Here is a 26,918-nt window from a genome sequence, read left to right as displayed (position 1 = left end):
GCCGCACTGTGTACCGACACCGGGCCGTATGCCCACCCTGCGACGGGCTGACGCACCGGCCCACGGCCCCGCACCCCCCACCCACCCAGGGGCGCGGGGAACTGCGCGACCAGCCACAACCAACCCGCACCCAACAACGAACCTCAAACACTCTGCACGAGCAGGTGCTCCCGCTGATCGCCGACGTCGAGGGCGAGCGCCCCCGTACGGAGAAGGTCGCGGCAACTCGTCAGAAGGCGCAGCAGATGCATGGCGTGCTTCCAGCGAGGCACGCCATGGACGCGTACGTCCGCCTCCAGCTTCTTGCGCTGACCCAGCGCGCAGCGCGCGAAGGTGCCGTGAAGGCACGCGAGCCCATGACGCAGGAGTAGATCGTGTGATCGCGTACCAGGTCCTCGGGGCTCATGCGGACGAGCGTAAGGGCCGGTTCACGCCAGGCGGATCGAATTTCCCGTGACCGCGATCTTCTCCTCGGGGAGCGGCTTCGTCGCGGGGCCGTCGGCCACCGAGGCGTCGGCGACGCGGAACTTGCTGCCGTGGCAGGTGCAGTTGATCGTGCCGTCCGAGACGTTGGCGACGATGCAGCGCTGGTGGGTGCAGACCGCCGAGAAGGCCTTGAAGTCGCCCTGTTCCGGCTGGGTGACGACGACCTTCTCGTCCTTGAAGATCTTGCCGCCGCCGACCGGGATGTCGGAGGTCTTGGCCAGCTCCTCACCGCCTGGAGCCTCGCCGGACGTGGGCTCCTCCGAAGCGGGCGCCTCCTCGGCGCCCCCGTCACCCTCGTTTCCGTACTCGCTGCACCCCACGACGAGGGCAGCCGCGCCGGCCGCGCCCGCCGCGAGAACCGTGCGACGCGTCGAGCGGATCGTCATGTCATCACTCCGAATGTGCGGAAGAACCAGAGGGCGGAGGTCAGCCAGACCACCGTGAGCGCGGCGAAGACGAGCCCGCCGACGATGGGCAGCAGCCAACCGGGCAGTCGCTCCGAGCGGAGCAGCAGCATCTTGGCGCTGAAGGCACCGAAGAAGAAGCAGCCCAGGAGCGAATGCCACAATACGCGCGGTTCATATGTTTGGTAGCCCAATGCGTACAGACAGTGCACGGCGACCGGCACCGCGACCAGGAACGCGACCCGGCCCGACCAGCGGTGCAGCACCGCCGCCCAACTCGGGCCCGGCAGCTTCCCGTACACCATGAGCGCCGAGACGAACTGCACCACCGCGAAGCCCATCGCCCCCGTGGCCAGCCAGGACTTGACGGCGCCCGTGCTGTTGAATCCGGCCAGGTTGAAGGCAGTGCCCGCCGGGTCGTGCACCTTCCCGTACGCGCCGAGTGCGACCGCGACCGCCGCCGCGACCAGGGCCGGGACGAGGTAATGGGAGACCTGCGGGCGGCGGGCCGGTTCGGGCGAGGGGAAGTCCTGGGTGGCGGCGTTCGGGTCGACGGTCATGGTCGGCTCCCGGTGGTCAGGGCTGAACGGATGACTGTGGCGCAGGACTGTCAGGACTGTCAGGACTGCGGCGGAGGACTACGGCGTCACGGGCCGGGCGGTGAGCTGCTGTCCGTCGACCGTCACGGCACCGGTCTCGGGGTCGATGCGGGGCGCGGCCGAGGGCCTTCCGTCGCGCTTGAGGATGCCGACCTGCTGACCGTCCGGCAGCACGATCCAGCCGCCGTCGACCTCGGCGCCGCGTACGGATTCGGTGGCCCGGTACAGCCCCGAGGGCTTGAGCGCCTTGTCCGCGGTGAACCCGTACTCCTGCTGCCCCATGTCCACCGTGCCGCTGATCCGGCTGCCTTTCAGTTCGCCGGTCAGCACGCCACCCTTCTGGCTGGTGAGCCGCATGCTGCCGTCGGCCTCGACGTCGCCCTTCAGCCAGGACTCCTGGTCCCGGCCGTCGCAGAAGTACGCGATCGCCCTGCCGTCACGCAGCGAGACCGCGACCGCGGAGGAGTCGTCGTCCGTACGGCCCGCGTAGTCGGCGTTGCCCGGTGCGCTCGGCGACGGTGTGCTCTTCGACGGGCTCGGTGACGCGGTCGTCTTCGTCGGATCGGGCGTCGGGCTGGGCGACACCTTCGTGGCGGGCTTCTCGCCCCCGGCCGACGAGGTGGGGCTCGTCCCTGTCGTCGCGTTGAGCGACAGCATGAACAGGGCCAGCAGGAGTCCCCCGAGGAGCGTGAAAAGTGGTCCGGAGCGCTTCATTTGTGCCTCCCCCGAGGCGTCGCGGACAGCATCCCCATGCAAGCGGAAGCGCGGGGCGGCGTCCATAGGCGGACCCATGCCGTTTCGCCCCAATGGGAGGGACCGCACCGTTCCGTGACATTCGCAGGGTCCGCCGCCGACACAACGCGCTCGTCCCGCGTCTCGGCAGGCGGGCGCCGAGCACCGGCGTCCGGAGGGCTGACTAGGCTGGATGTACACAGAGCCGATACGTACATCAGCAAGGAGCGACACCGTGGCGGTACGAGCGGTCCGTGGCGCCGTCCAACTGGAGCAGGACGAAGCCGGGCACATGGACGAGCAGGTCAGCGAGCTGCTCACCGCCATCCTTGAGCGCAACGGTCTGACCGGCGACGACCTCATCAGCATCTGGTTCACGGCGACGCCCGACCTGCACAGCGACTTCCCGGCGGCCGCGGCACGCAAGCTCGGCATCGTCGACGTACCGCTGATCTGCGCCCAGGAACTGGACATCGAGGGCGCCATGCCCCGGGTCGTACGCGTCCTCGCGCACATCGAGTCCGATCTGCCGCGCTCCGACATCGCGCACGTCTACCTCGGCGCCGCGGCCGCGCTCCGCAAGGACATCGCCCAGTGAGGACCGCACTTGTCATCGGCACCGGGCTCATCGGCACGTCGGCGGCCCTGGCCCTGGCGGGGCGCGGCGTCGTCGTGCACCTCGCCGACCACGACCCGGAGCAGGCCCGCACGGCCGCCGCGCTCGGCGCCGGCACGGACGAGGAGCCCGCGGGCCCCGTCGACCTCGCGATCGTGGCGGCGCCCCCCGCGCACGTGGCCGCCACGCTCGCCGACGCGATGCGGCGCGGGCTCGCTCGCGGCTACCTCGACGTGGCCAGCGTCAAAGGGGGGCCGCGCCGCGAACTGGAGTCGCTGGGCCTCGACCCGGCGGCCCTGTCGAAGTACATCGGTACGCATCCCATGTCGGGCCGCGAGAAGTCGGGTCCCCTGGCCGCGACCGGGGATCTCTTCGAGGGCCGGCCCTGGGTGCTGACGCCCACGCGGGACACCGACACCGAAGTGCTCAACCTCGCGCTGGAGCTGGTGTCGCACTGCCGTGCCGTGCCCGTCGTCATGGACGCGGACGCCCACGACCGGGCCGTCGCGCTCGTCTCGCACATGCCCCACCTGGTGTCCAGCATGGTCGCCGCGCGCCTGGAGCACGCCGAGGAGGTGGCCGTACGCCTCTGCGGCCAGGGCATCCGTGACGTGACCCGGATCGCCGCATCCGACCCCGGGATGTGGATCGACATCCTGTCCGCGAACCCGGGCCCGGTCGCCGATCTCCTCGCGGACGTCTCCGCCGACCTGGACGAGACCGTGCAGGCCCTGCGCGCCCTCCAGTCCTCCGACGAGGCCAAGCGCCGCGAGGGCGCCACCGGCATCGAGGACGTCCTGCGCCGCGGAAACGCCGGCCAGGTCCGCGTCCCCGGCAAACACGGCGCCGCCCCCACGGTGTACGAGAGCGTCGTCGTCCTCATCAACGACCAGCCGGGCCAGCTGGCCCGCATCTTCGCGGACGCGGGGCGCGCGGGCGTCAACATCGAGGATGTCCGTATCGAGCACGCGACCGGGCAGCAGGCGGGTCTGGTGGAACTGATGGTGAAGCCGGCGGTGGCACCGGTGCTCTCGGCCGCCTTGCGGGAGCGGGGCTGGGCGATCCGGCAGTAGGCCCGGTGGGGTTGCGGGGCCCGTAATACGGGGCCCGGGGAGCCAGTAACCTTGTGCGGGGCGCGATCGTGCCCGTACCAGCCCACCACCCCGTACCAGGAAGGTGCCCGCACCCGTGGAAACCAGCGCCGCCCGGACCGCCCCGGCAGTGATCGTCGCCATCGACGGCCCCTCCGGCACGGGCAAGTCGAGCACCTCCAAGGCCGTGGCGGCCCAGCTCGGCCTCAGCTACCTCGACACCGGCGCCCAGTACCGGGCGATCACGTGGTGGATGGTGAACAACGGCATAGACGTCAGCGACCCCTCCGCGATCGCCGCCGCGGCGGGCAAGCCCGACATCGTGTCCGGTACGGACCCGTCGGCGCCCACCATCACGGTCGACGGCACGGACGTCTCGGGCCCGATCCGCACCCAGGAGGTCACCTCCAAGGTGAGCGCGGTCAGTGCGGTGCCCGAGGTGCGCGCCCGGATCACCGAGCTGCAGCGCTCGACCGCGGCGGCCGCCGAGCGGGGCATCGTCGTCGAGGGCCGGGACATCGGTACGACCGTGCTGCCCGACGCCGACCTGAAGATCTTCCTCACCGCGTCCCCGGAGGCCCGCGCCGCCCGCCGCAGCGGTGAGCTGAAAGGCGCCGACGTCCACACGACCCGCGAGGCCCTGATGAAGCGGGACGCGGCCGACTCCAGCCGCAAGACCTCGCCGCTCGCCAAGGCGGACGACGCGGTCGAGGTGGACACCTCCGAACTCACGCTCCAGCAGGTCATCGAGTGCGTGGTCACCCTGGTCGAGGAGAAGCGGGCCGCCAAGTGACTGCTCCTTCCATCAGAGGTGCCGAGGTCGGACGCCGTATCGGCGTCGGCCTGATGTACGGGCTGTGGAAGCCGCGCGTCCTGGGCGCCTGGAAGGTCCCCGCGACCGGCCCGGTGATCTTCGCCGTCAACCACTCGCACAACATCGACGGCCCGATGGTCATCGGCGTGGCGCCCCGGCCGTCGCATTTCCTGGTCAAGAAGGAGGCGTTCGTCGGCCCGCTCGGCCCCTTCATGCACGCCGTCGGCCAGCTGAAAGTGGACCGCTCGATCGCCGACCGCACGGCCATCATGCAGGCCCTCGGCGTCCTGGAGAACGGCGGCGTCCTCGGGATCTTCCCCGAGGGCACCCGCGGCGAGGGAGACTTCGCCTCGCTGCGCGCAGGGCTCGCGTACTTCGCCGTACGCAGCGGAGCACCGGTCGTGCCGGTCGCCGTCCTGGGAAGCACGGAGCGGCGCGGACGGTTGATAAAAGGGCTGCCCCCGCTGCGCAGCCGGGTCGACGTCGTCTTCGGCGACCCGTTCCAGGCGGGCGACGGCAGCGGCAGACGTACGCGCAAGGCGCTCGACGAGGCGACCGCGCGTATCCAGAAGCAGCTCGCTGCCCACCTGGAAGACGCCAGGCGCCTCACCGGACGCCTGGAAAACGCCGGGGGCCCCACCGGGCGCCAGGCGACACTTGAGTAGTGGATCACCCGGTACAGGGGCGTTCCACCGATCACCACGATGAACGACGAGGTACGGACTTCATGAACGACCAGATTCCCTCCGAGGGCTCGGAGCACGAGCACGGAGAGCTTGGCGATGCCGAGTACGCGGAGTTCATGGAGCTCGCCGCGGAAGAGGGCTTCGACGCCGAGGACATCGAGGGCGCGATCGAGGAGGCCGGCCACGGCCCGCTCCCGGTCCTCGCCATCGTCGGCCGCCCCAATGTCGGCAAGTCGACCCTGGTGAACCGCGTCATCGGACGCCGCGAGGCCGTCGTCGAGGACAAGCCGGGCGTCACCCGCGACCGCGTCACCTACGAGGCCGAGTGGGCGGGCCGCCGCTTCAAGGTCGTCGACACCGGCGGCTGGGAGCAGGACGTCCTCGGCATCGACGCCTCCGTGGCCGCGCAGGCCGAGTTCGCGATCGAGGCGGCCGACGCGGTCGTCTTCGTCGTGGACGCCAAGGTCGGCGCGACCGACACCGACGAGGCGGTCGTACGGCTGCTGCGCAAGGCGGGCAAGCCCGTCGTGCTGTGCGCCAACAAGGTCGACGGCCCGAGCGGTGAGGCCGACGCGGCGTACCTGTGGTCCCTCGGCCTCGGCGAGCCGCACCCCGTCTCCGCCCTCCACGGCCGCGGCACCGGCGACATGCTGGACGCCGTCCTGGAAGCGCTGCCGGACGCTCCGGCGCAGACCTTCGGCGCCGGCGTCGGCGGACCGCGCCGCATCGCGCTCATCGGCCGCCCGAATGTCGGCAAGTCGTCTTTGCTGAACAAGGTGGCGGGCGAGGAGCGCGTGGTCGTCAACGAGGTCGCGGGCACCACCCGCGACCCGGTCGACGAGCTCATCGAACTCGGCGGTGTCACCTGGAAGTTCGTGGACACGGCGGGCATCCGCAAGCGCGTCCACCTCCAGCAGGGCGCCGACTACTACGCCTCGCTGCGTACGGCCGCCGCCGTGGAGAAGGCGGAGCTCGCGGTCATCCTCATCGACGCCTCCGAGCCCATCTCCGTCCAGGACCAGCGCATCGTGACGATGGCCGTGGAGGCGGGCCGCGCGATCGTCGTCGCCTTCAACAAGTGGGACACCCTCGACGAGGAGCGCCGCTACTACCTGGAGCGGGAGATCGACACCGAGCTCGCCCAGGTGGCGTGGGCGCCGCGCGTGAACGTCTCGGCGCACACGGGCCGCCACATGGAGAAGCTGGTCCCGGCCATAGAGACCGCGCTCGCCGGCTGGGAGACCCGGGTTCCGACGGGCCGACTGAACGCCTTCCTCGGTGAGCTGGTCGCCTCGCATCCGCACCCGATCCGGGGCGGCAAGCAGCCGCGCATCCTCTTCGGTACGCAGGCGGGCACGAAGCCGCCGCGGTTCGTCCTCTTCGCGTCCGGGTTCATCGAGCACGGCTACCGGCGCTTCGTGGAGCGCCGCCTGCGCGAGGAGTTCAGCTTCGAGGGGACGCCGATCCACATCTCCGTGCGGGTGCGCGAGAAGCGCGGCAGGAAGAAGTAGAAAAGTACGGGCGCCTGTGGGCGTCGAAAAGGGCCCTCTGCTTGTGCAGAGGGCCCTTTTCGTATGTATGAGCAGCTCCGTATGTATGAGCAGCGCATCAGCGTTCCCTGCGCGAGCCGGGTGGCAGCGCCGGGATCAGCCCCGAGGCGTGCTGCCGCGCGACCGGCTGCCAGGTTGCTGTGGTGCTGCGGCTGTGTGTGGCCAGGCGTCCGGTCGCGTGCTGCACGGGACCGAAGGCGGTGAAGCCCAGCTCCTCCTCGCCGCTGCGGTCACCCGGCAGGGCCCGGAAGGACCTGCGGAACTCCGCGTAGAGCGCGTCGTAGATCGGCGTGGCCGAATGACTCCCTGTGGAGTCCGGTGCCGGCCGCATGGCCGGGATCGGGGACGTGTACGGAAGGCGGCGGGGAGAGTCGTAGGTGTGCACGTACGTGCCAACGACCTTGAGCTTCATCAGATGCGCCCGCCCTCGGCGGATGGGGGCCACTTGGGCGCACGGCGCGCCCCTTTAGGGGGCGCGGGGCCGTGACATCTGCGGCTCCGCCGCGATGGGGGTCCCCCCGCTCGAGCGAAGCCGAGAGTGGGGGAGCGACAAGCCACAACGAACCCGCAGCTCAACCACCGGCCTCAGCACCCCGAACCCAGCGGAGCGCTCACGTCCCGGCGAGGGGCATCGCGGACGCCACCAGCTTGCCGTTGGCCGCCGCCTTGTCGAGGGCTTCGCGGAGCAGGTCCTCCCGGGGCTGGCGGCCGATCGAGCCGACCGGGGCCGCGAACAGCAGCACCTGCTGGTGCTTGTTGGCGGCGGCGCGCCAGCTGTCGGTGACCTGGAGCGGCTGGTGGGCCTGCCACCAGGCGACGGGCGAGCCGCCACCCGTGCCGGGCTGCAGGATCGCATGCAGCTGGCCCATGGCGAGCAGCACGGACCAGCCGTGCAGCACGGGCGGCACCTCGGTCAGCTGGGGGAGCGGCATGAAGCCCTGCTCGATGAGGAGCGGCAGGAAGTCGTCACCGCCGCTTCCCGTCGTGCCGGGGCGCGCGATGGGCCCGGTCGGTTCGACGACGAGCGCGGGGTGCAACTCGCCGCCGAGCAGGACGAGTCCGCTGGTGACACCGAGGACGGCCTGCTCGGGAAGCACCTCGGCCGGGCGCTCTTCACCGGTGATCGAGCGGACGGCGCCCTGCAGCTGCTCCTCGGTGACCTGGACGACCTGCGAGGGCAGGCAGGTGGCGTGGGCGAAGGCGAGGACGGCGGTCTCCTCGCCGATGAACAGGACGGTGCTGGTGCGCTCCTGTTCGGAGTCGCCCGGGGTGCGGCAGGAAGTGCAGTCGTAACTGCCCGGGGCGTTCTCTCCGGCGAGCAGCCGGTCGGCTTCTTCGTCGCCGATCTCGGCGCGTACGTCGTCGCTGACGTCGAGCATGCGCGGCACGGGTGGCTCCTCGGGATGCGGTGCGTGGCGTCGCCGGGTGGCTCCCGGCTCATGAACCGGGTGGGTTCCCGGTTCATGAAGAAGACAACGGGCGATCTGTGGCCGGAGTCACGCCCGGGAGCGAACGGAATCGAACCATCCGACGCGCAACGTGAAGCCTGCTGCGGAACCTGTTACTCCGTGTCAACTCCTAGGAAATCCAAGGAAGTTGATTCCGTGAGGTGAGTCACAGATCGCCAGAGCGTCGGGTCGATAAATCCTGATATCGGCGAATGAAGTGGGTGACTTGAATTCGCTGATACTGCCGGTAACGGCTAACTGGCCTGGAATGACAAGGATTTGGTTGATATAGGGCCGTCCGGCTCCCTAGATTCCTCGGCCGTGTGCAACGAGCACCGCTCGGGTACGTCCGCCGGCCGCACCACAGCCAGCTCGTGCACCACCGTCGGCGGACGGGGCGGAGCGGAACGACCGCGGGCAAAGAGCGCGGAGTTCCGTCCCGTCTTGGGGGACCCCGAGTCCTTCGAGAGGGAAATACATGTCCGATTGTGCCGACAACACTCGCAAGGTTCGTACGACGGCGGTCTTCGCCGGGGCGGCACTTCTCGCCCCGCTCGGACTGCTCGCCGCCGGCGGCAACGCCGCAGCGGCGGACGGCGGGGTGTGGGACCGCATCGCCCAGTGCGAGAGCGGCGGCAAATGGCACATCAACACCGGTAACGGCTACTACGGAGGACTCCAGTTCTCCGCGGCCACCTGGCGCTCGTACGGCGGCACGGCCTATGCGTCGACCGCCGACAAGGCCTCCAAGGCACAGCAGATCGCTGTGGCCACCAAGGTGCAGCGCGCGCAGGGCTGGGGCGCCTGGCCCACCTGCGCCTCGCGTGCCGGCGCGTCCGGCAGCGCACCCGCGGCGTCCACGCCCGGCACCAAGGCCGCCCCGTCGAAGCCCGCGAAGCCGTCGAAGGCGCCGGCCCGTTCGACGAGCCACACCGGCCGGGACGCGTCCCGCGGCGACTACACCGTTCGCGCCGGTGACACGCTGAGCGGCATAGCGGCGCGGCACGGGACCACCTGGGAGCGGGTCTACGCCGCCAACAAGGCCGCCATCGGCGCTGATCCCAACATGATCGTCCCCGGGCAGCGGCTCAACCTCTGAGCCCGTACTCCCCTGCCCTCGGGCACTGGGCCCCGTCCGGTCCTCCGACCGGGTGGGGCCCCACCCGCCTCTGGCGCGGCTCGGCGGGCCGTCGTGGTCGCCTGCTTAGCGTGGCCCGATGCTGATCAAGCGCATCTGGTACGTGGCTGTCGTCGCCGTAGCCCTGGCCCTGCTCGCCCCCGCCGAGGCGTCCGCGGCCCCACCGCCTCCGGCGCCCGGTCCTTCCGGCGCGGCCCGTGTGCCCCACGACTGCGAGAAGGACCAGTGGCCGTGGGGCTGTCTCGCCCAGTGCGAGAGCAGTGGCCGCTGGGACGTGAACACCGGGAATGGCTTCTACGGAGGGCTGCAGTTCTCGCAGCCCACCTGGGAGGCGTTCGGCGGGCGGGCGTACGCCCCGCGCGCGGACCTGGCCGGCCGTCAGGAGCAGATCACGGTCGCCGAGGAGGTGGTGCGCGTCCAGGGATGGGAGGCGTGGCCCGTCTGTGCCAAGAGGTACAAACTCAAGGGCAGGGCGCATGTGGTGAAGGCCGGCGAGACACTCTCGTCGATCTCCCGTCGCTACAGGATCGAGGGTGGCTGGCAGGCGCTCTACGAGGTCAACGAGCAGATCATCGGGAAGAATCCGGACCGGCTGAAGCCCGGCACGATGCTGAGCCTCCCCGAGGGAGCCGCCACGAGCCCGGCGCCGGTCACTTCGAAGGGCGCCGTCCGCGCTCCGGTTCTGATGGGTCCGCCACTGCCGGTTCCGTCGCCTCGCCGCTGAACACGATCTCGCCTCGCCGCAGTTCGTACACGACTGCCGCCCTGCCGTGCAGGCCGGGCGGCAGTCGCTGTTCGGCCAGGACAACACAGGCGTCGAGCTCGCCGAGCAGTTCGTACGTGCGGGCCGCGACCGTCGGTGACATGCCCTGCGCGGGTTCGTCGACGAGCACCACGCGCGCGCGTGCCAGGAGGGCGCGGGAGAGGGCGAGCATGCGCTGCTCGCCGCCGGAGAGCGTGCCGGCTTTCCTGGTGAGGAGCGGGCGCAGCTGGGGGTATGCGTCGAGGGCCGGTTCGAAGGACGGGCCGGTGGCCGACGGGCCGGTGGCTGCGAGTTCGAGGTTCTCGCGGACGGTGAGCGAGCCGAAGACGGCCTGCCGCTCCGGCACCAGGCACAGCCCGCGGCGGGCCCGTTCGTACGCGGGCATCCTGGTGACGTCGATGCCGTCCCACACCACGGCGCCGCGGGACAGGGGAACGGTTCCGGCCAGGGCCCGTAGTGCCGTCGTACGGCCCGAGCCGTTGCGGCCGAGCAGGACGGTGAGGCCGGGGGCCGGGGCGAGGAGGGTTACTCCGTGCAGGGCTTCGAGCGGGCCGTAGCGCACGCGCGCGTGGCGCAGGGAAATCCCCGGGGGGCTCATCGTTCGACCGCCGTGTCCTCGAGGTTTCCGAGGCCCTCGAGTACGCGGCCGGTGGGGCCGGATGTCACGATGCGGCCCGCCGTCATCACGTGCACGGTGTCGGCCAGGTCGGCCACGAGGTCCAGGTCGTGCTCGACGACGAGCAGCGCCATGCCGTCGGCGGCGAGGGCCCGCAACACGCGGGCCAGCGCGGCCACTTCGCCCGTGTCGAGGCCCGCCGCGGGCTCGTCGAGCAGCAGGACACGCGGACTGCCCGCCAGGGCCCGGGCCAGTTCGACACGCCGCAGGGTGCCGGTCGGCAGGCCCGCCGCGGGCAACGCCCGTACCGCCCCGTCGAGTCCGAGCAGCCGCGACACGCGCTCCACGGCGCTCGGATCCACGATGCGCCCCTGCTCGGCCCCGACCCGCACGTTCTCGGCCACCGTCAAGGTCGGGAAGACGGCGAGCTGTTGGAAGGTCCGCGCCACGCCGAGGCGCGTGCGCGCGTGGGCCGGGAGGCGGGTGACGTCCCGCTCCCCGAACGTGACACGACCCGCGTCCGGCCGCACGGTCCCCGCGAGACAGTGGAACAGGGTGCTCTTTCCGGCCCCGTTGGGGCCGACGACCGCGGTGACCGTGCCCGGGGGGAGCCCGAGGTCGACGCGGTCGAGAGCCGTGAAGCCGTCGTAGCTGACGCGGAGGCCGCGGGCCCGGAGGAGATGGCCAACCGCCATCCCACGGCGCCTCGCGGACACCGCAGGGCCGCGGAGCGCGGGGGTGCCGCCTGTCGCGGATTTCCTGCTCCGGCCGGCTGCCCCGGGCGCCTCCGCCGGAACCCCGGTTGCCCGCCCGCCCGGCGCGTCCGCCCGGCCCGGCCCGATGGGTTTTGCGCCCGGCTCACGTCCCTCGCTTGGGCCGTGGGCTGTGCCGGGCTGGGGCGTGCCCTCGGGGCCGCCTGTCCCGGTGGGGCTGCCTGTCCCGGTCGGGCTCGGGCTGCGTGCCCCGGTCGGGCCGGGTGTCCCTGTCGAGCCCTCTGCTGCTGGCGTCCGGCCCGGCGCGCCCGCCTGGCCCGGTCCGATGGGTGTTGCGCCCGGCTCATGTCCCTCGCTTGGGCCGTGGGCTGTGCCTGGCCCGGGCGTGCCCTCCGGGCCGCCTGCTCCGGCGGGGCTGCCTGTCCCGGCGGAACCGCTTGCCTCGGCGGGACCGCTTGCCTCGGCGGGACCGCTTGCCTCGGCGGGGCTGCCTGTCCCGGCGGAGCCGCCTGCCCCGGCCGGGCCGGGTGCCCCCGCCGAGGCGAGCGGCCCCGCCGCGCGCGTCGCCCCTGACGCGACCCGCGGTCGGCGCGACGTGGGCGGCTTGAGGTGGAGCCTTGTCCGTGCTCGGGCTCCCAGTGGTGTGAGCGTTGCCTTGCGGTGGAGGCGGAGGTGGGTTGCGGCCAGGCGTAGTGCTTCGTATGGGCCGCCGGGGAAGCGTCCCACCAGGACCGCCAGGAGGCCGATCAGCGCGGCCGCCACGCCGCCGCGCGTGCCCGCGTCCAGGCCCACCAGGAGCGCCGCTGCGGCCAGTGCGCCGAGGACGCTGTCGGCGCCGAGGACGACGATCGCGGCGAACCAGAGGAGGCCGCGCACGGGGTCGTAGGCGGCGGGGTCGAAGGCGCGCAGGCCCATGCCGAGCATGCCGCCGCCGAGGGCGGCCAGAGCGGCGCCCGCCACGAAGGCCGTCAGCTTCAGGGCGGGCACGCGGACGCCCGCCGCCGACGCGCCCGCCTCGTGGTCGCGCATCGCGGCCAGGGCCCGGCCGGTGCGGCCCCGGCGCAGTGCGTGCGCGGCCAGCAACGCGCCTGCTAGGAGGCCGAGTTCGAGTACGTAGTACGTGCGGTCGTTCTCGAAGCCCGCGGGGCGGCCCAGCGTCAGGCCCGCCGTCGCGTACGGCTGGGCGAAGACGAAACGGCTGACGCCGACGCCCACCGCGAAGGTCGCCAGGGCGAGGGCCAGACCGTGCCGGCTGATGGCGGGCCAGCCGGTCAGCAGGCCCAGGGGAGCCACCAGCAGGACGGCCACCGCCAGTGCGGCCAGTTCGGGGAGCTCCGGCAGGCCCGGGAAGCGGCCGGCCGCCAGCAATGCCGTGAAGAGGGCGCCGAGACCCGCGTACGCCGCCTGGCCCAGTGAGATCTGGCCGCCCCGGCCCGTCACCACGACCAGGGAGAGCAGCACCACGCCCAGCGCCGGGACCTGCACGGACGTATGCAGGTCGCGGCCCGCGAAGCCCAGGGGGATCAGGAAGAGGACCACGGCCACGATCCACGCGCCCGGCGGTGTCGCCACCCGAGCGGTGGCCGTGCGCGGCAACGCGTCCCGGGCGCCGATGCCCGGCAGCACCAGCGCCGCGATCAGCAGGGCGACGACGAAGAGGTTCGCCCCCACCGCCTGGACCAGCGGCTCGCGCCAGCCCGACGGGTGCAGCCGCGTCAGCTGGCTCTGGGCGACCCCGATGCCCAGTGCCACCACGACGGCCACGGGGAGGTTGCGCATCCGGGCGGCCACCGCGACCGCCACCACCTCCATGACGAGCAGCGGCAGGCCGTACGGATCGAGGCGTACGTAAGGCGCCAGGAGCACCCCCGTCAGGCCCGCCGTGAACGAGCCGAAGGCCCAGCCCGCGGCGGCCACCCGGTCCGCATCGATGCCGCCGAGGACGGCGAGCGAGCGGTCGTCGACGACGGCCCGCAGCTCGCGGCCGAAGCGCGTCCAGCGGGTCATCGCCCCCACACCGGCGGCCAGGACGAGCGTCACCGCCAACTGCCCCCAGGGATCCGCCGACACGAGCGTCGGCGCGTCCGAGCGGGCCCCGGAACCCCAGATCAGCGCCGCCCCGCCGACCAGCAGGACGAACACGCCGATGGAGGCGACCAGTGTCTGCGCCGGGTCGCTGCCCAGGACGGACAGCGGGCGGAAGACGAAGCGCTCCAGAGCCATGCCGATGCCCGGTGCCACCACGAGCAGGGTGACGGCGGCGGCGAGCGCGAGCGGCCAGTCCCACTCGACCGTGAGCTGGCGCAGCAGATAGGCGCACACCATCGCGATCGCGCCGTGCGCGAAGTTGAGCACGCCGGTCGCCCGGTGGGTGACGATCAGTCCGATCCCGGTGAGCGCGGCGGCACTGCCCACCGAGAGTCCGGCGAGCGTGAGGTCGTACGTCAGCGACGCCATCGGCCGGACGCCCTCAGCCGTCCGAAGGGGTGTCCGAGGCGGACGGTTCGCAGATCGGGCAGGGGCCAAGCTCCCCGCGTGCGAGAAGCTGTGAGTCGACCGGCAGGGCGTCCGTCTTCCCGGCGACGAGGGGGCAGTCCGCGCGGTGCCACAGCGTGCCGCCCGGCACCATCAGCAGGTCGCCACTGACGGCGACGGGCGCTGCCGCCGCCTGTCCGGACTCGTCGGCGTCCGCGTGCTCGGCGGCCACCAGGAGTCCGTACAGCTCCTCCACGCGAGCCGCCGCGAGGGCGTTCCTGCCGTGGGTGAGCAGTACCGCACCGGCGATGATCAGTGCGGCGCCGGGCACCGTGCAGGACGCGAGATAGGGGAGCTGACGCTCCGCGAACCGCTCGCCCGATATCCCGTACCAGCCGATGACGCACAGCACCGCTCCGGCGGCGAGGGCCGCCCACCCGGCCCAGAGGACGGGGTGCACAGTCCGCAGTCGAGCAGTCCGCATCGGAGCTCCCACGTCATGTGTCTGTCACGTATCTGTCCATGTCAGCCAATGGCTTGCACTATGCCCTGTGGAAGCTGACCCTGAAAGCACCGGGCGCATATGGCCCGGACCGACACCCGGTGGTGAGCCAGATGGTTCTCGGCAGCGACCTCAGGCGGGGGCACGGCAGGCGGAGGCGCGGTCCCAGAAGGCGTACGGCGGCGTGGCTGGCGGCCGTGGTCCTGGTGGCCGCCCCGGCCCTCACGGCCTGCGGGGACGACAGCGGCGGAGACGACACGACCCCGCCCTCGCCCACGGCGGAGGAGCCCACCCGATCCGCCGAGGAGAGTCCCACGGCGCCGGACGACGCCGCGGCGGCGGAGCGGGAGATCAAGGAGAACTGGGTGAAGTTCTTCGACCCCGCCACCCCCGTCAAGGACAAGCCGGCGTACTTGGAGAACGGCGACCGGATGGGGCCGGTCCTGCAGGCCTTCAGCGGTGACGAACGCGGCGGGCAGGTGCAGGCGGAGGTCAACAAGGTCGAGTTCACCTCGGCGACCGAGGCGGACGTGACCTACACACTCACCCTGAAGGGCGCCACGGTCATGCCCGACGCCTCCGGGACGGCCGTCGAGCAGGACGGCGTGTGGAAGGTCTCCGTCAAGACGCTGTGCGGTCTTGTCGGGCTGAGCGGCAATGCGTCGCCGCTTCCGGGCTGCTGAGTGCGCTGTCGCGGGCCTGCTGTTCCTGCTGAGCACGGCCTGCGGCAGCCGCCTCCCGGAGAGCGACTTCGAGAACCGGCCCGACGACGGCACACCCACCCGGCCGAGCGGCGAGCCGATCCCTGTCGGCATCATCACCAGCGCCACGAGCCCGGTCGGCGGCGACGCGTTCACCGGTCCGCGCGACGGAGCGAAGGCCTACTTCGAGCGGCTGAACGCGCGCGGCGGCATCGACGGCCGCAAGGTCGAGGTCCATACGTGCGACGACGGCGGCAGCGGAGTCGGCAGCAACGAGTGCGTGCACAAGCTCGTCGACGAGGAGAAGGCCGTCGCCCTCGTCGCCGGCTCGTCGCTCGACTACGCGGGCGCCTCGCGTGTCTCACGCGCGCGCGTGCCCGACATCGGCGGCCAGCCCATCGGCCCGGCGTACGACACGTATCCGCACCTCTACAGCATCTACGGCAGCCTCGCCCCGCGTGACGGAAAGCCCGGCTGGGACGGCAAGTTGTACGGCGGCACGGAGGTCTACCGCTACTTCAAGCGTGAGCAGGGCGCCCGTACGGCGGCGGTCGTCTCCTACAACCAGTCCGCGTCGGCCGCGTACGCGCGCCTCGTCACCCGGGGCCTCAAGGCCGAGGGCTACAAGGTGGTCACCGAGCAGGTCGACTTCTCCCTGCCCAACTTCCGTGCCGCGGCGGCCGACCTGAAGGAGCAGGGCGCCGATCTGGTCTTCGACGCCATCGACTCCTATGGCAACGCCCAGCTGTGCAAGGCCATGGACGACGTCGGCGCCGAGGTCCTCGCCAAGGTCACCAACGTGCAGAACTGGACGTCCACCGTCCGCGAGGACTACAAGGACGCGCCGCGCTGCCGCAACAACCTGTGGGCGACGGGCTCCAGCCGCAACTACGAGGACACGGACCACGAGGCCGTACAGGAGTTCCGGGACGCCACGAAGGACCTGGAGACCCATTCCCAGTGGCAGCTGGAGGGCTGGGCGGCCGCGATGTGGTTCACGGACGCGGCCGAGTCCTGTGCGCAGACGGGCATCACGCGCGCGTGTGTCGACCGCTTCATCGCCGAGGGGAAGCCGTACACCGCCGACGGCCTCCTGCTGCCGGTCACCTACGAGGGACTGCCCGAGCCCCCGAAGACCCGCACGACCTGTATTTCCGTGGCCCGTTGGGAGGACGCCGAGGGATGGGTGAGCCAGGACGACATGAACAGAAATTGTTTCGACGTGCCGCAGTTGTCATACGAACCCTGACGGCAAGGAACCCGGGGGAACCCGCCTACCTGCTCTGATGCACGCAGATGACGAAACGTTCCCGACATCGCCTACCAATAGGGAAACTGTTCGGGAACAAGATGGTAATGGAGCCCAACCATGCCCGAGGGGCCCAGGTCTCACCACGCGGTAGCGGACTAGCCAGGGGATTCGGGGACGCATGCATATTTCCTTCCTGATACACAACGCGTATGGCATCGGGGGGACCATCCGGACGACGTACAACCTCGCCAACACCCTGGCCGAGCAGCATGACGTCGAGATCGTCTCGGTGTTCCGCCACCGTGACGAGCCGGTCTTCGCGCCCGACCCGCGCGTCCGTGTGCGCCACCTCGTCGACATCCGCAAGGAGAGCCCGGGATACGAGGGCGAGGACCCGGAGAGCCGGCGTCCGGCCCGGGTCTTCCCGCGCGGGGAGGGCCGCTACGAGCAGTACAGCGCCCTCACCGACCGCCGTATCGCCGAACACCTCGCGACGGTCGACGCCGATGTCGTGGTCGGCACCAGGCCCGGCCTGAACGTGCATCTCGCCCGTGAGACCCGGCGCGGCCCGATCCGGGTCGGCCAGGAGCACCTCACGCTCGACAGCCACTCGGCCGGCCTGCGCGAGAAACTGCACGCCGTCTACCCGAGGCTTGACGCGCTCACGACGACCACCGAGGCGGACGCCAGTGCGTACCGCAAGAAGATGCGGCTGCCCGGCGTACGCGTCGAGGCCGTGCCCAACTCCGTGCCCGCGCCCGGCATCGAGCCCGCGGACGGCTCCGGCAAGTGGGTCGTGGCGGCCGGGCGGCTCGCCCCGGTCAAGCGGTACGACCTGCTGATCAAGGCCTTCGACCGGGTACGCGCCCAGCGGCCCGACTGGCGCCTGAGGATCTACGGCGGCGGCAACCAGAAGGACAAGCTGCGCGCCCTCATCGACGACCTCGGCCTCTACAACCACGTCTATCTGATGGGGCCCGCCCACCCCATCGAGCCCGAGTGGGCCAAGGGCTCCATCGCCGCCGTCACCTCCAGCCTGGAGTCCTTCGGCATGACGATCGTCGAGGCGATGCGCTGCGGCCTGCCCGTCGTCTCCACGGACTGCCCGCACGGCCCCGGGGAGATCATCGACAACGGTGTCGACGGACGCCTCGTCAAGGTCGGCAGCGTCAAGGCCATCGCCGGCGGCCTCCTCGAACTGATCAACGACGACACGCTCCGCCACCGGATGGCGAGCGCGGCACTCAAGGACTCCGAGCGCTTCGACCCGACCCGGATCGCCGAACGCTACGAGTCCCTGTTCACCGGCCTGGCCACGCACGGCGGCGACTCGGCGGCCGGCCGGATACGCGGGTCACTGCACCGCACACGGGGAGCACTGCTCGGTGGCGCCTATGCCGTTCGGGATGCCGGACGCACGGTACTCAAGAAGGGGCACACCGCATGATGGCGCTGGCTCCGCAGCCCGCGCCCCAGCACACCGACGAGGAAGCCGCCATGCTGCCGCGCGCCGACTGCATCGCCGACTCCGCGGGCGGGCTCACCTTCGACCTCACCGAAACCGCGGAGGCCGGCGCCGCGTACCTGGTGCTGCGCCGCCGCGGCAGCGACGAGGAGATCAGCCTGCCGCTCACGCCGGCCGCCGACGGCCGGCTGCGGGCCGCGCTGCCCAGCAGCGTCGAACTGCCCGAGGGCCGCTGGGACGCCTACGTCCAGGTGGCCGACGGCGAGCCCCGGCGCGTGGTGCCCGGCGTCAACGACCTGCGCTCGCTCGTCGACCGTGTCCCCAGCGGCGCCGGCGGCCACGTCGCCGTCCGCATCCCGTACGCGACCAAGCACGGCAACCTCACCGTCCGCAGCTGGCTGCGCGCCCCGCACGCCGAGGCGGGCGAACTGCACATCAAGGAGGGGGAGTTGAGCGTACGCGGCCGGATGTACGGCGGCACGCTCACCCCGGACGCGTACGCCGAACTGCGCGCCCGCCACGAACCGGCGACCGCCGTGAGGGCCGATGTCACCGCGGACCAGGCGGAGTTCCACTTCACGGTGGACTACGGCGCCCTGACGGAGGGCGTCTGGGACCTGTGGCTGCGCCCGGCGGGGGAGACCGGGCCGCGGGTACGGATCGCCCGGCTGTTCGACGACATCGCCGACAAGAAGCTGATCTTCACGTACCCGAAGGTCACGCTGGAGACGGAACACGGTCCGGTGCTGGCGGGGCCGTACTACACGGCGGACAATGATCTTTCGGTGACGGTCAGCGCCCCGTGAGGGGGCGCCCCGAAAGGGGCGCGGGGAACTGCGCGACCAGCCACGGGCGGCCCGCAGTTTGAAACAGACCGATGCAGCGTCGCCTCTTGCGGACAGAAACTGTCCGCATGAGGTGCCACACTCAACGGCATGTTGGAGACCTCGGCACGACTCCTACGTCTGCTCTCCCTGCTACAGGCCCACCGCGACTGGTCCGGTGCAGACCTAGCGGAGCGACTGGGCGTCACCCCGCGCACGGTACGCCGCGACGTGGACCGGCTGCGCGAGCTCGGCTACCCGGTGAACGCCAGCCCCGGCACGGGCGGCGGCTACCAGCTCGGGGCCGGGGCCGAGCTCCCGCCGCTGCTCCTGGACGACGACGAGGCGGTCGCCGTCGCGGTCGGGCTGCGCACGGCCGCCGGGCAGGGCATCGAGGGCATCGGCGAGACCTCCGTACGCGCCCTCACCAAGCTCGAACAGGTCCTGCCGGCCCGGCTGCGCCGCCGTGTGGGCGCCCTCAACGCGTTCACCGTGCCGATGCTGCGCGGCCCGCAGCCCTCCGCCGTCGACCCGGCCGTGCTCACCGAACTCGCGGGCGTCTGCCGGGACGCCGAGCGGCTGCGCTTCGAGTACCGCAACCACGAGGGCGCCCCGACCCGCCGTACCGTCGAACCGCACCGCCTGGTGTGCACCGAGCGCCGCTGGTACCTGGTCGCCTGGGACCTCGACCGCGACGACTGGCGTACGTTCCGCGTGGACCGCATCACGCCCAAGCCGCCCCACGGACCGCGCTTCGCCCCTCGGAAACCACCGGCCGACGATCTGGCCGAGTACGTCTCCAAAGGGGTCTCCACGCGCGCGTACGCCTCGCATGCCGTGATCCGGCTGCTGGTGCCCCTGGAGGAGGCGGCCGAGCGGATCTCGCCCTCCGCCGGGACGCTGGAGGCCGAGACCCCCGGCAGCTGCATCATGCGGACCGGGGCCGCGAGCCTCGACGTGATGGTGATTCATGTGATGCTGATGGGCCTCGAGTTCGAGGTGCTCGAACCCGCGGAGCTCACCGAGACGCTCAGGACCGCCCGGGACCGTCTGACGGCCGCTCTTGACCGAAGCGGATCTGCGGGCTCTGCTCCTGCCCGGAACGGGTCTGGGGCGGCGTGATCGCCGCGTACTCCGGGTGGTGCAGGTCGAACGCCGGCGATTCGGAGCGGACCTTGGGCAGCGTGACGAAGTTGTGCCGCGGCGGCGGGCAGGACGTCGCCCACTCCAGGGAACGGCCGAAGCCCCAGGGGTCGTCGACATCGACCTTCACGCCGTACTTCGCCGTCTTCCAGACGTTGTAGAGGAACGGCAGCGTCGACAGGCCGAGCAGGAACGAGCCGATCGACGACACGGTGTTGAGCGCCGTGAACCCGTCGGCGGCCAGATAGTCCGCGTACCGGCGCGGCATGCCCTCCGCGCCCAGCCAGTGCTGCACCAGGAACGTGGTGTGGAAGCCGACGAAGAGCGTCCAGAAGTGGATCTTGCCGAGCCGTTCGTCGAGCAGTTTCCCGGTGAACTTCGGCCACCAGAAGTAGAAGCCGGCGAAGGTCGCGAAGACGACGGTGCCGAACACCACGTAGTGGAAGTGGGCCACCACGAAGTAGGTGTCCGTGACGTGGAAGTCCAGCGGCGGTGACGCCAGGATGACCCCGCTCAGCCCGCCGAACAGGAAGGTCACCAGGAAGCCGGTGGACCAGAGCATGGGTGTCTCGAAGGACAGGGATCCCTTGAGCATCGTGCCGGTCCAGTTGAAGAACTTCACGCCCGTGGGCACCGCGATCAGGAACGACATGAACGAGAAGAACGGCAGCAGCACCGCGCCCGTCGCGAACATGTGGTGTGCCCACACGACCACCGACAGACCCGTGATGGCCATCGTCGCGGCGACCAGCGTCAGATAACCGAAGATCGGCTTCCGGCTGAACACCGGCAGGATCTCCGTGACGATGCCGAAGAACGGCAGGGCGATGATGTAGACCTCGGGATGCCCGAAGAACCAGAAGAGGTGCTGCCACAGCAGCGCCCCGCCGTTGGCCGAGGCGAAGACCTGCGAGCCGAACCGCCGGTCCGCCTCCAGGACCAGGAGCGCCGCGGCGAGCACCGGGAACGCCATCAGGATGAGGATCGACGTGAACAGCGTGTTCCAGACGAAGATCGGCATCCGGAACATCGTCATGCCGGGGGCCCGCATCCCGATGATGGTCGTCAGGAAGTTCACCGCACCGAGGATCGTGCCGAAACCGGCCAGCGCAAGCCCCATGATCCACATGTCGGCGCCGATACCGGGCGACCGTTCCATGCTGTTGAGCGGGGCGTAGGCGAACCAGCCGAAGTTGGCGGGCCCCTCCGGCACCAGCAGCGAGCCCAGCACGATCAGCCCGCCGAAGAGGAACAGCCAGTACGACAGCATGTTCAGCCGGGGAAACGCCACGTCGGGCGCGCCGATCTGCAGCGGCATGATCTCGTTCGCGAAACCGGCGAAGGTCGGCGTCGCGAAGAGCAGCAGCATGATCGTGCCGTGCATGGTGAACATCTGGTTGAACTGGTTGTTGTCGATCAGCTGCGTTCCCGGACGGGCCAGCTCGGCCCGCATCAGCAGCGCCATCAGACCGCCGACCAGGAAGAAGGCGAACGAGGTGATCAGATAGAGATGGCCGATCTTCTTGTGATCGGTGGTGGTGAGCCAGTCCACGATCAATCGCCCGGCGGGCTGCTTCACCGGTACGGCTCCGACCGGTGCCTGCGCGGTCTCCGTCCCCATCGCTGCCCCCTCGCTCGTCGCGCCCTGGGCCTGCTGAAGCTCACGCCATAGCTCACGCCATGATGCTCACGTCGCAGGGTGCTCCGACAGGGGGCGTACCGCGGTTCTGTGCTTGAACCATGTATTTCCTGTGGCATGTCGCCTTCCGGGACACACCGCGGAATCCGAACGGAAAGGCCACGGACACAGGGTGCGCGCCGCGCATTCCCTCGGGACTTATTCGGATCGCCGTCAAGCTAGTCACGAATTACGTTCGAAGCCCTGCGAAACGCGTAGAGAACCGCTCGTACGTGTGACGCAGTTCGGCCGAATCGAGTGTCGTGGTCCTGTGACAGAAGCGTGACCGGAGAGGGATCGGTGACTGATGGTGGCCGGTTCGGCCTTCCACGGGCGCAATCCGCCGCTTACGGTGGCAGGCATGGCACCCATTCCCACCCCTCCCGCAGAGCCCCAGGACGATCCGGACGCGTACCTCGGCCTGGAGGCGAGCGGCGCCGAGCAGCTTGCCCGTGAGCGCGGCTGGTCCACCGTGCGGTCGCTGCCGCCGGGCGCGATCATCACCATGGAGTACCGGAGCGGCCGCCTGAACTTCGAGGTCAGCGACGGCCGAGTGAAGCGCTGCTGGAAGGGCTGACCCGCCTCTGTCCATGGCGAAGGCCCTCGGCTCAGGGAGCCGAGGGCCTTCGTGTGCGGGCATGTGCGGGGAGTGGTGGGTGCGTACCGGCCCCGCTGCCCGCTGCTCAGCCGCCCGTCACAGGGCGGGTCGAGGTGGTGCCACGTGTCACTCGCTCCGACTGCGGCGGCCTTCGGCTTCCGACGGGCGTCACCGGCGTGCGCTCCGCGCGGGTCGTGTGCGGGCCGGGCGCCAGGTAGACGGGCGAGGCGGGCGTCCGGGACGTACGCGGCGCGCTGACCGGCTCGCGGGCCGCGGGCGCTTCGTCGGCGGGGACAGCGGCGTCCGTGGACGTGTCGTGCGGCGCGAGCACTACGGGAGCGCCCACCGGGGCGGCCGGAGCAGGAGCCGGCGCCGTACCGGCGCGGCGGCTGCGCCAGGCGTCCCGCAGGGCGAAGATACGGGCCTCGGCGCGGGCGATCAGCGGCTCGAACCAGGGCAGCGCCAGCAGGATCAGCAGACCCGCGGCCCAGCCCAGGACGACATCGCTCAGCCAGTGCGTACCGATGTAGACGGTGGTCAGGCCGACGCCGAGGGAGATCACGGCGGAGACGGCCGACAGCCAGCGGCGGGCGGCCGGCGTCGAGGCCAGGTAGGCGAGGATGCCCCACGTCACCACGGCGTTGGCGGTGTGACCCGAAGGAAATATATCGCCGCCCAGCCACATCTCGTTCGAGCCGATCGTGGTCGCGTAGTGCGGGCCGAGGCGCCCCATGCCGTACTTGGCGGCGCCGACCGTGATGTTCAGCAGCAGCAGCGCGACGCCGAGCGCGAGCAGCGGGCGCAGCGTGTGCTGCCGCCAGGAGCGCCAGCCCAGCCAGGCCGAGACCATCACGGCGGTGGGGCCGCGCTGGCCGAGCACCACGTAGTAGTCGAAGAACCCGTGGAGCTCCGGCCACTGCTGGTAGGGCCGGAAGAACATGACCTGCCAGTCGAGCCGGACGAGCCAGGAAGTGACGATCACGGCCCACACGATGGCCAGGTAGAAGGCAAGCGTGGCCGCGAAGAGAACCACCCTGTGCTTGCTCATCCTGGGCACGTCGATGTGGGCCGGTCGTTCCGGCTCACGGTCCAGCCGGGCGAAGACCCGGTCCAGACGAGTCAGCTTTCGTTCGGTACGCACCTAATCGACGTTACAGGGAGTGAGCTGTGTGCAACGCCGAAGCGCGCTCTTTGTGATGACGATGTGATGTGGGATTCCTCTCAGGAGGAGGTTTATCGCCGAAGAATACGGATTCCTCGGTGCACCCTCCTCTCAATTGCATTGCTCCATCCTGTGAGTTGTTTTTCGGCGCGTCTGAATTCGTTCACCAAAAGCTTGCGCGCAATTATCCGGGCGCTCACCGGAGGCCGGGGGCCCGGTCAGGGCGGACCGGAGCCGTTCAGCCAGAACGCGCCGTACACCGCCGATGCCACCGCCACACCCCCGAGCACCCCCGCAGACCTGGGCGTTCGCAGCCGGGCCAGGGCCAGTGCCAGGGGCAGCAGCAGAGGGAAGGCGGGCAGGAGCAGGCGCGGTTTCGAGCCGAAGTAGCTCGACGCGCACAGGGCGAGCGCGGTGACGATCCCCGCGTAGACCAGCAGCGGCAGCGGCTGACCCTGCCGTACGCAGATCACATACAGCCAGATCACCAGGGCGACCCCGACGATCAGTCCGAGTCCGGCCAGGGCCGACGGGAACGACGTGAACTTGTCGGCGACGAACCGGGCGAAAGCGTAGCCGCCGTCGAAGCCGTTCCCCCAACCGGCCTGGACGTCGAGATAGCCCAGCGGGCCCTTGCCCGTGCGATGGCCGACCCACAGGACGTACCCGGCGGCGCCCAGGGGGGCGAGAAGCATGCCCAGGGCACGCCGCCAGACGGGAGCGCCGTCCGGTGCCGCAACACTCCGTTCTCGTACGGACGAGTCCCGCGCGGACGAGTCCCGTACGAACGAGGCAACAGCCGCCACCCACACCGCCGCGACCACCGCGGCGCCCACCGGGCGGGTCAGGCCGGCGAGGGAGGCGAGCAGGCCCGCCGTCAGCCAGCGGCCGGTCAGGACCGCGTACAGCGACCAGGCCGCGAGCGCCGTGAACAGCGACTCGCTGTATGCCATCGACTGCACGATCCCGATGGGCAGCACCGCCCACAGCAGCACGGCACAGATGCCTGCCCTGCGCCCGTACACATGGTCCGCGACCGCGAAGATCCCCCAGGCCGCGGCGAGTGACGCCGACGTGCTGAGGAGCAGGCCCGCGTCCGCGTACGACAGCGGGGTCACCGCCGAGACGGCGCGTTCCAGCCAGGGCAGCAGCGGGAAGAACGCGAGGTTCGAGTGCACGTCGCCGTTGGGGAGACGTACCTCATAGCCATAGCCGAGCTCCGCGACCCGCGTGTACCAGAGCGAGTCCCAGCGGGCCGTGAGCAGCTGGTGCGGGCTCTTGTCGCGCGCGGCGCTCCATAACGCGAGCGCCACCAGGCCCAGGGCGCGGACCGCCGCGTACCCCAGCAGAGCGGGGGCGACGCGGCGCGGCCACGGTCCTGGACGGGCCGGCGCGACGGGCGTCTCAAGATCGGTCACGGGCTCGATTATGGGCCGCGTCAGGAACCGGGCGGCCCCCGCGGGGCGTGGTCGGACACATGGGAGCGTGGCGCACGCCACACGATGTCTGTGGGGAACGTGAGAGACCCGCCACTCGCCACTGGCGGGATCTCGCGTACTCTGGCGACTCACTCGCCTTTGTTGCGTGAGACCGGGACCCCGCTCCTCCCGGCCGCAACCGCAGGGAGTCCCCACCCAGCGGATCCGCCGAACGCGAGGGAACATCTGGGAGGTACGTGCATGTCCGGGACGACCACGGCCGCTTCGCGTTGCCGTCGGGAGGCCGGGGCCGGTGCAAACCGATGGGTCGTCCTCGTCGTCCTCTGCGTCAGCCTGCTGCTGGTCGCCGTCGACGCCACCGTGCTGCATGTCGCGGTGCCCGCCGTCACCGAGGATCTCAAGCCCGGCTCGATAGAACTGCTCTGGATCGTCGACGTCTACCCGCTCGTCTGCGCCTCGCTGCTGATCCTCTTCGGCACGCTGGGCGACCGTATCGGCCGCAGACGGGTTCTCCTCCTCGGGTACGCCCTCTTCGGCGTCGCCTCCGGCCTGGCGGCATGCGCCGACAGCGCGCATGTCCTGATCGCGGCGCGCGCCCTGCTCGGCGTCGGCGGCGCGATGATCATGCCCGCGACGCTCTCGATCCTGCGGCAGGTCTTCCCCGACCGGCGCGAGCGGGCGCTCGCGATCGGTGTCTGGAGCGCGGTCGCCGCGGTGGGCGCGGCCGTCGGACCGCTGCTCGGAGGGTTCCTGCTGGAGCACTTCTGGTGGGGTTCGGTCTTCCTCATCAACATCCCGCTGATGCTGGTCAGCCTGCCCATCGGGCGGTGGCTGCTGCCCGAGTCGACCGGTGACGGCGAAGGGCCGTGGGACGTGGTCGGAGCGCTGCTGGCCGCGGGCGGGCTCTTCGGTCTCGTCCTCGGGGTCAAGCGGCTGGGCGCCGGCGAGGCGCCGCTGAGCGCCTACACGGTGGCGCCGCTGCTCGTCGGAGCCGGTCTGCTCGTCGCCTTCGTACGACGTCAGCGGCGGCGCAAGCATCCGCTCGTCGATCTGCGGCTGTTCGCCAGGCCCGCCTTCAGTACGTCCGTCGGGTGCATCGTGCTGGCGCTGCTGGCGCTGGTGGGTCTGGAACTGATCGCCGCGCAGTATCTCCAGCTCGTGCTGAAGCTCTCTCCGCTGGAGACCGGGCTGCGGCTGCTGCCGCTCACCGTCGCCGCGATGGCCGCGGGTCTTGTCGGGGCGAAGCTGCTGCACCGCTTCGGGCCGCGGACCATGGTCTGCTTCGGCTTCTGTCTCACCGCCGCCGCGGTCGTCTCGCTCACGGCGTTGGGCCGGCAAGACAACGTTCCGCTGATGGTGATCGGGTTCGTGCTGCTCGGGTTCGGGCTCGAGGTCACGCTCTTCGGGGCGTACGAATCGATGCTGAGTGAGGCTCCGCAGGCGCAGGCGGGTGGGGCCGCCGCGATCGGGGAGACCTCGTACCAGCTGGGTGCCGGTATCGGGGTCGCGCTGCTGGGGAGTGTGATGAACGCGGCGTACGCGCCGGGGCTCGCCTCTGTGCAGGGGGTTCCCGCTTCGGATTCGGCTGCGGCGAGTCATTCGCTGGGTGAGGCGTACGAGGTCGCTGCGCGGCTTGGTGGGGGGCCTGGGGAAGCGCTTCGGTATGCGGCGCGGGATTCCTTTGTGCACGGGTTGCATGTGACGTTGCTTGTCAGTGCCGGGCTGTTGCTGCTTGGGGCCGTTATAGCTTTGCGGTTGCCGCGGGGCATGGAGTGCGAGTCGCCTGCGGCGACGGCGGGCTTGGCGGAGGTGCCTTCGCCTCGGGGGGAGGCCTCGGCGCACCTGCGTGCGGAGTCGTCTGTCTGACCGTTCGTCGTGGTTGCGGTCAGTGACGTTTCCCGCCCGCACCACCCGTGCGGGCATGCTGAACAGGTGCGGGTTTCCCGTGGGGGTGCGGCGCCGTTGGCGGGTGCGGGTTTTCCGTGACGGGGGTGTGGTGCTGCTGGCGGGTGCGGGTTTCCCG

Annotated in this window: 25 protein-coding genes and 1 pseudogene; 14 read left to right on the top strand and 12 right to left on the bottom strand. The window is 71.0% G+C overall.

The features are described from left to right. Window positions 1-158: 158 nt before the first annotated feature. The 4 genes and pseudogenes from G5C60_RS52490 to G5C60_RS33885 form a co-directional block, all read right to left on the bottom strand. Window positions 159-341 (bottom strand): annotated as a pseudogene (locus G5C60_RS52490) (nucleotidyltransferase); the annotation flags it as partial. Window positions 342-428: 87 nt separating this feature from the next. Further along, the gene (locus tag G5C60_RS33895) at window positions 429-872 is read right to left on the bottom strand and encodes a Rieske (2Fe-2S) protein (RefSeq protein ID WP_165264934.1); all 444 of its coding nucleotides are present in this window, start codon (window positions 870-872) and stop codon (window positions 429-431) included. Then, window positions 869-1,450, bottom strand: coding sequence for a DUF6529 family protein (locus tag G5C60_RS33890; protein ID WP_165264932.1), 582 nt, complete (start codon window positions 1,448-1,450; stop codon window positions 869-871). Before G5C60_RS33890 ends, G5C60_RS33895 begins: the two co-directional genes overlap by 4 nt. A 78-nt stretch (window positions 1,451-1,528) precedes the next feature. Beyond that, window positions 1,529-2,203, bottom strand: a complete 675-nt coding sequence (locus tag G5C60_RS33885) for a hypothetical protein (protein ID WP_165264930.1) — start codon at window positions 2,201-2,203, stop codon at window positions 1,529-1,531. A gap of 253 nt (window positions 2,204-2,456) precedes the next feature. On the opposite strand from G5C60_RS33885, the gene aroH reads away from it, so the two are divergent. The 5 genes from aroH (at window position 2,457) to der (ending at window position 6,939) form a co-directional block, all read left to right on the top strand. After that, complete coding sequence (aroH, locus tag G5C60_RS33880) at window positions 2,457-2,819, top strand: chorismate mutase (protein WP_165264928.1); 363 nt, start codon at window positions 2,457-2,459, stop codon at window positions 2,817-2,819. Further along, complete coding sequence (locus G5C60_RS33875; protein ID WP_165264926.1) at window positions 2,816-3,910, top strand: prephenate dehydrogenase; 1,095 nt, start codon at window positions 2,816-2,818, stop codon at window positions 3,908-3,910. Before aroH ends, G5C60_RS33875 begins: the two co-directional genes overlap by 4 nt. Before the next feature lie 115 nt (window positions 3,911-4,025). Next, complete coding sequence (cmk, locus tag G5C60_RS33870) at window positions 4,026-4,721, top strand: (d)CMP kinase (protein ID WP_165264924.1); 696 nt, start codon at window positions 4,026-4,028, stop codon at window positions 4,719-4,721. Between the two features lie 53 nt (window positions 4,722-4,774). Next, window positions 4,775-5,407 carry a lysophospholipid acyltransferase family protein gene (locus G5C60_RS33865; RefSeq protein ID WP_165264942.1) on the top strand — a complete coding sequence of 211 codons (633 nt, stop codon included), beginning with the start codon at window positions 4,775-4,777 and terminating at the stop codon, window positions 5,405-5,407. A 62-nt stretch (window positions 5,408-5,469) separates the two neighbouring features. Then, window positions 5,470-6,939: a ribosome biogenesis GTPase Der gene (gene der, locus G5C60_RS33860; protein WP_165264922.1), complete on the top strand. Its 1,470-nt coding sequence runs from the start codon at window positions 5,470-5,472 to the stop codon at window positions 6,937-6,939. 97 nt (window positions 6,940-7,036) lie between these two features. Here the strand turns inward: der and G5C60_RS33855 are convergent, their stop codons facing one another. Next, a complete protein-coding gene (locus G5C60_RS33855) occupies window positions 7,037-7,390 on the bottom strand; it encodes a hypothetical protein (RefSeq protein WP_206440320.1) in 354 nt (117 codons plus the stop codon). Between the two features lie 199 nt (window positions 7,391-7,589). Beyond that, on the bottom strand, window positions 7,590-8,366 hold the full coding sequence (locus G5C60_RS33850) for a hypothetical protein (protein WP_165264920.1): 777 nt from the start codon (window positions 8,364-8,366) through the stop codon (window positions 7,590-7,592). A gap of 538 nt (window positions 8,367-8,904) precedes the next feature. Here G5C60_RS33850 and G5C60_RS33845 point away from each other — a divergent pair. Continuing rightward, complete coding sequence (locus tag G5C60_RS33845) at window positions 8,905-9,525, top strand: LysM peptidoglycan-binding domain-containing protein (RefSeq protein WP_165264918.1); 621 nt, start codon at window positions 8,905-8,907, stop codon at window positions 9,523-9,525. A gap of 118 nt (window positions 9,526-9,643) precedes the next feature. Beyond that, window positions 9,644-10,288: a LysM peptidoglycan-binding domain-containing protein gene (locus G5C60_RS33840; RefSeq protein WP_165264916.1), complete on the top strand. Its 645-nt coding sequence runs from the start codon at window positions 9,644-9,646 to the stop codon at window positions 10,286-10,288. On the opposite strand, the gene G5C60_RS33835 is transcribed toward G5C60_RS33840, so the two are convergent. Genes G5C60_RS33835 through G5C60_RS33825 form a run of 3 tightly spaced genes read right to left on the bottom strand, consistent with a single transcriptional unit; the run spans window position 10,215 to window position 14,615 of the window. Beyond that, complete coding sequence (locus tag G5C60_RS33835; protein WP_165264914.1) at window positions 10,215-10,925, bottom strand: ABC transporter ATP-binding protein; 711 nt, start codon at window positions 10,923-10,925, stop codon at window positions 10,215-10,217. The two genes, G5C60_RS33840 and G5C60_RS33835, sit on opposite strands and share 74 nt — an antisense overlap. Continuing rightward, window positions 10,922-14,113: an ABC transporter permease subunit gene (locus G5C60_RS33830; RefSeq protein ID WP_165264912.1), complete on the bottom strand. Its 3,192-nt coding sequence runs from the start codon at window positions 14,111-14,113 to the stop codon at window positions 10,922-10,924. Before G5C60_RS33830 ends, G5C60_RS33835 begins: the two co-directional genes overlap by 4 nt. 13 nt (window positions 14,114-14,126) lie before the next feature. Continuing rightward, window positions 14,127-14,615 carry a hypothetical protein gene (locus G5C60_RS33825; protein WP_165264910.1) on the bottom strand — a complete coding sequence of 163 codons (489 nt, stop codon included), beginning with the start codon at window positions 14,613-14,615 and terminating at the stop codon, window positions 14,127-14,129. A gap of 131 nt (window positions 14,616-14,746) precedes the next feature. Here G5C60_RS33825 and G5C60_RS33820 point away from each other — a divergent pair, with 131 nt between their 5' ends. The 5 genes from G5C60_RS33820 to G5C60_RS33800 all read left to right on the top strand — a co-directional run bounded on the left by G5C60_RS33820 (window position 14,747) and on the right by G5C60_RS33800 (window position 19,997). Next, a complete protein-coding gene (locus G5C60_RS33820) occupies window positions 14,747-15,316 on the top strand; it encodes an MTB12 C-terminal domain-containing protein (RefSeq protein WP_206440324.1) in 570 nt (189 codons plus the stop codon). After that, window positions 15,291-16,583: an ABC transporter substrate-binding protein gene (locus G5C60_RS33815; RefSeq protein ID WP_165264908.1), complete on the top strand. Its 1,293-nt coding sequence runs from the start codon at window positions 15,291-15,293 to the stop codon at window positions 16,581-16,583. The genes G5C60_RS33820 and G5C60_RS33815 overlap by 26 nt, the downstream gene beginning before the upstream one ends. Before the next feature lie 181 nt (window positions 16,584-16,764). Next, entirely contained in the window at window positions 16,765-18,033 is a 1,269-nt protein-coding gene (locus tag G5C60_RS33810) for a glycosyltransferase family 4 protein (RefSeq protein WP_165264906.1), read from the top strand. Further along, window positions 18,030-18,857 (top strand): hypothetical protein, encoded by an 828-nt coding sequence (locus tag G5C60_RS33805; protein WP_420907435.1) that lies wholly within the window; start codon window positions 18,030-18,032, stop codon window positions 18,855-18,857. The genes G5C60_RS33810 and G5C60_RS33805 overlap by 4 nt, the downstream gene beginning before the upstream one ends. 129 nt (window positions 18,858-18,986) lie before the next feature. Next, the gene (locus G5C60_RS33800; RefSeq protein WP_165264904.1) at window positions 18,987-19,997 is read left to right on the top strand and encodes a helix-turn-helix transcriptional regulator; all 1,011 of its coding nucleotides are present in this window, start codon (window positions 18,987-18,989) and stop codon (window positions 19,995-19,997) included. Here G5C60_RS33800 and ctaD read toward each other — a convergent pair. Beyond that, on the bottom strand, window positions 19,906-21,639 hold the full coding sequence (gene ctaD / locus G5C60_RS33795; protein WP_165264902.1) for an aa3-type cytochrome oxidase subunit I: 1,734 nt from the start codon (window positions 21,637-21,639) through the stop codon (window positions 19,906-19,908). The two genes, G5C60_RS33800 and ctaD, sit on opposite strands and share 92 nt — an antisense overlap. A 418-nt stretch (window positions 21,640-22,057) precedes the next feature. On the opposite strand from ctaD, the gene G5C60_RS33790 reads away from it, so the two are divergent. Continuing rightward, window positions 22,058-22,273, top strand: coding sequence for an I78 family peptidase inhibitor (locus G5C60_RS33790; protein ID WP_165264900.1), 216 nt, complete (start codon window positions 22,058-22,060; stop codon window positions 22,271-22,273). Window positions 22,274-22,379: 106 nt separating this feature from the next. On the opposite strand, the gene G5C60_RS33785 is transcribed toward G5C60_RS33790, so the two are convergent. Together G5C60_RS33785 and G5C60_RS33780 are read right to left on the bottom strand one after the other, a co-directional pair. Next, complete coding sequence (locus G5C60_RS33785; RefSeq protein ID WP_165264898.1) at window positions 22,380-23,435, bottom strand: phosphatase PAP2 family protein; 1,056 nt, start codon at window positions 23,433-23,435, stop codon at window positions 22,380-22,382. 239 nt (window positions 23,436-23,674) lie between these two features. Beyond that, a complete protein-coding gene (locus G5C60_RS33780; RefSeq protein WP_165264896.1) occupies window positions 23,675-24,874 on the bottom strand; it encodes a glycosyltransferase family 39 protein in 1,200 nt (399 codons plus the stop codon). A gap of 261 nt (window positions 24,875-25,135) precedes the next feature. Here G5C60_RS33780 and G5C60_RS33775 point away from each other — a divergent pair, with 261 nt between their 5' ends. Further along, window positions 25,136-26,761 (top strand): MFS transporter, encoded by a 1,626-nt coding sequence (locus G5C60_RS33775; RefSeq protein ID WP_165264894.1) that lies wholly within the window; start codon window positions 25,136-25,138, stop codon window positions 26,759-26,761. Window positions 26,762-26,918 lie beyond the last annotated feature (157 nt).

Source organism: Streptomyces scabichelini (assembly GCF_011045015.1).
Classification (GTDB): domain Bacteria; phylum Actinomycetota; class Actinomycetes; order Streptomycetales; family Streptomycetaceae; genus Streptomyces; species Streptomyces scabichelini.
This window is presented reverse-complemented; position numbering and strand designations above follow the sequence as displayed.

What these genes read in the sequence shown, in the direction of transcription:
- G5C60_RS33895 (WP_165264934.1), bottom strand. Translation starts at nt 872, where the DNA reads ATGACGATCCGCTCGACGCGTCGCACGGTTCTCGCGGCGGGCGCGGCC.
- G5C60_RS33890 (WP_165264932.1), bottom strand. Translation starts at nt 1,450, where the DNA reads ATGACCGTCGACCCGAACGCCGCCACCCAGGACTTCCCCTCGCCCGAA.
- G5C60_RS33885 (WP_165264930.1), bottom strand. Translation starts at nt 2,203, where the DNA reads ATGAAGCGCTCCGGACCACTTTTCACGCTCCTCGGGGGACTCCTGCTG.
- G5C60_RS33865 (WP_165264942.1), top strand. Translation starts at nt 4,775, where the DNA reads ATGTACGGGCTGTGGAAGCCGCGCGTCCTGGGCGCCTGGAAGGTCCCC.
- der (WP_165264922.1), top strand. Translation starts at nt 5,470, where the DNA reads ATGAACGACCAGATTCCCTCCGAGGGCTCGGAGCACGAGCACGGAGAG.
- G5C60_RS33855 (WP_206440320.1), bottom strand. Translation starts at nt 7,390, where the DNA reads ATGAAGCTCAAGGTCGTTGGCACGTACGTGCACACCTACGACTCTCCC.
- G5C60_RS33845 (WP_165264918.1), top strand. Translation starts at nt 8,905, where the DNA reads ATGTCCGATTGTGCCGACAACACTCGCAAGGTTCGTACGACGGCGGTC.
- G5C60_RS33840 (WP_165264916.1), top strand. Translation starts at nt 9,644, where the DNA reads ATGCTGATCAAGCGCATCTGGTACGTGGCTGTCGTCGCCGTAGCCCTG.
- G5C60_RS33835 (WP_165264914.1), bottom strand. Translation starts at nt 10,925, where the DNA reads ATGAGCCCCCCGGGGATTTCCCTGCGCCACGCGCGCGTGCGCTACGGC.
- G5C60_RS33830 (WP_165264912.1), bottom strand. Translation starts at nt 14,113, where the DNA reads ATGGCGTCGCTGACGTACGACCTCACGCTCGCCGGACTCTCGGTGGGC.
- G5C60_RS33825 (WP_165264910.1), bottom strand. Translation starts at nt 14,615, where the DNA reads ATGCGGACTGCTCGACTGCGGACTGTGCACCCCGTCCTCTGGGCCGGG.
- G5C60_RS33820 (WP_206440324.1), top strand. Translation starts at nt 14,747, where the DNA reads ATGGTTCTCGGCAGCGACCTCAGGCGGGGGCACGGCAGGCGGAGGCGC.
- G5C60_RS33815 (WP_165264908.1), top strand. Translation starts at nt 15,291, where the DNA reads ATGCGTCGCCGCTTCCGGGCTGCTGAGTGCGCTGTCGCGGGCCTGCTG.
- G5C60_RS33810 (WP_165264906.1), top strand. Translation starts at nt 16,765, where the DNA reads ATGCATATTTCCTTCCTGATACACAACGCGTATGGCATCGGGGGGACC.
- G5C60_RS33805 (WP_420907435.1), top strand. Translation starts at nt 18,030, where the DNA reads ATGATGGCGCTGGCTCCGCAGCCCGCGCCCCAGCACACCGACGAGGAA.
- G5C60_RS33800 (WP_165264904.1), top strand. Translation starts at nt 18,987, where the DNA reads ATGTTGGAGACCTCGGCACGACTCCTACGTCTGCTCTCCCTGCTACAG.
- ctaD (WP_165264902.1), bottom strand. Translation starts at nt 21,639, where the DNA reads ATGGGGACGGAGACCGCGCAGGCACCGGTCGGAGCCGTACCGGTGAAG.
- G5C60_RS33790 (WP_165264900.1), top strand. Translation starts at nt 22,058, where the DNA reads ATGGCACCCATTCCCACCCCTCCCGCAGAGCCCCAGGACGATCCGGAC.
- G5C60_RS33775 (WP_165264894.1), top strand. Translation starts at nt 25,136, where the DNA reads ATGTCCGGGACGACCACGGCCGCTTCGCGTTGCCGTCGGGAGGCCGGG.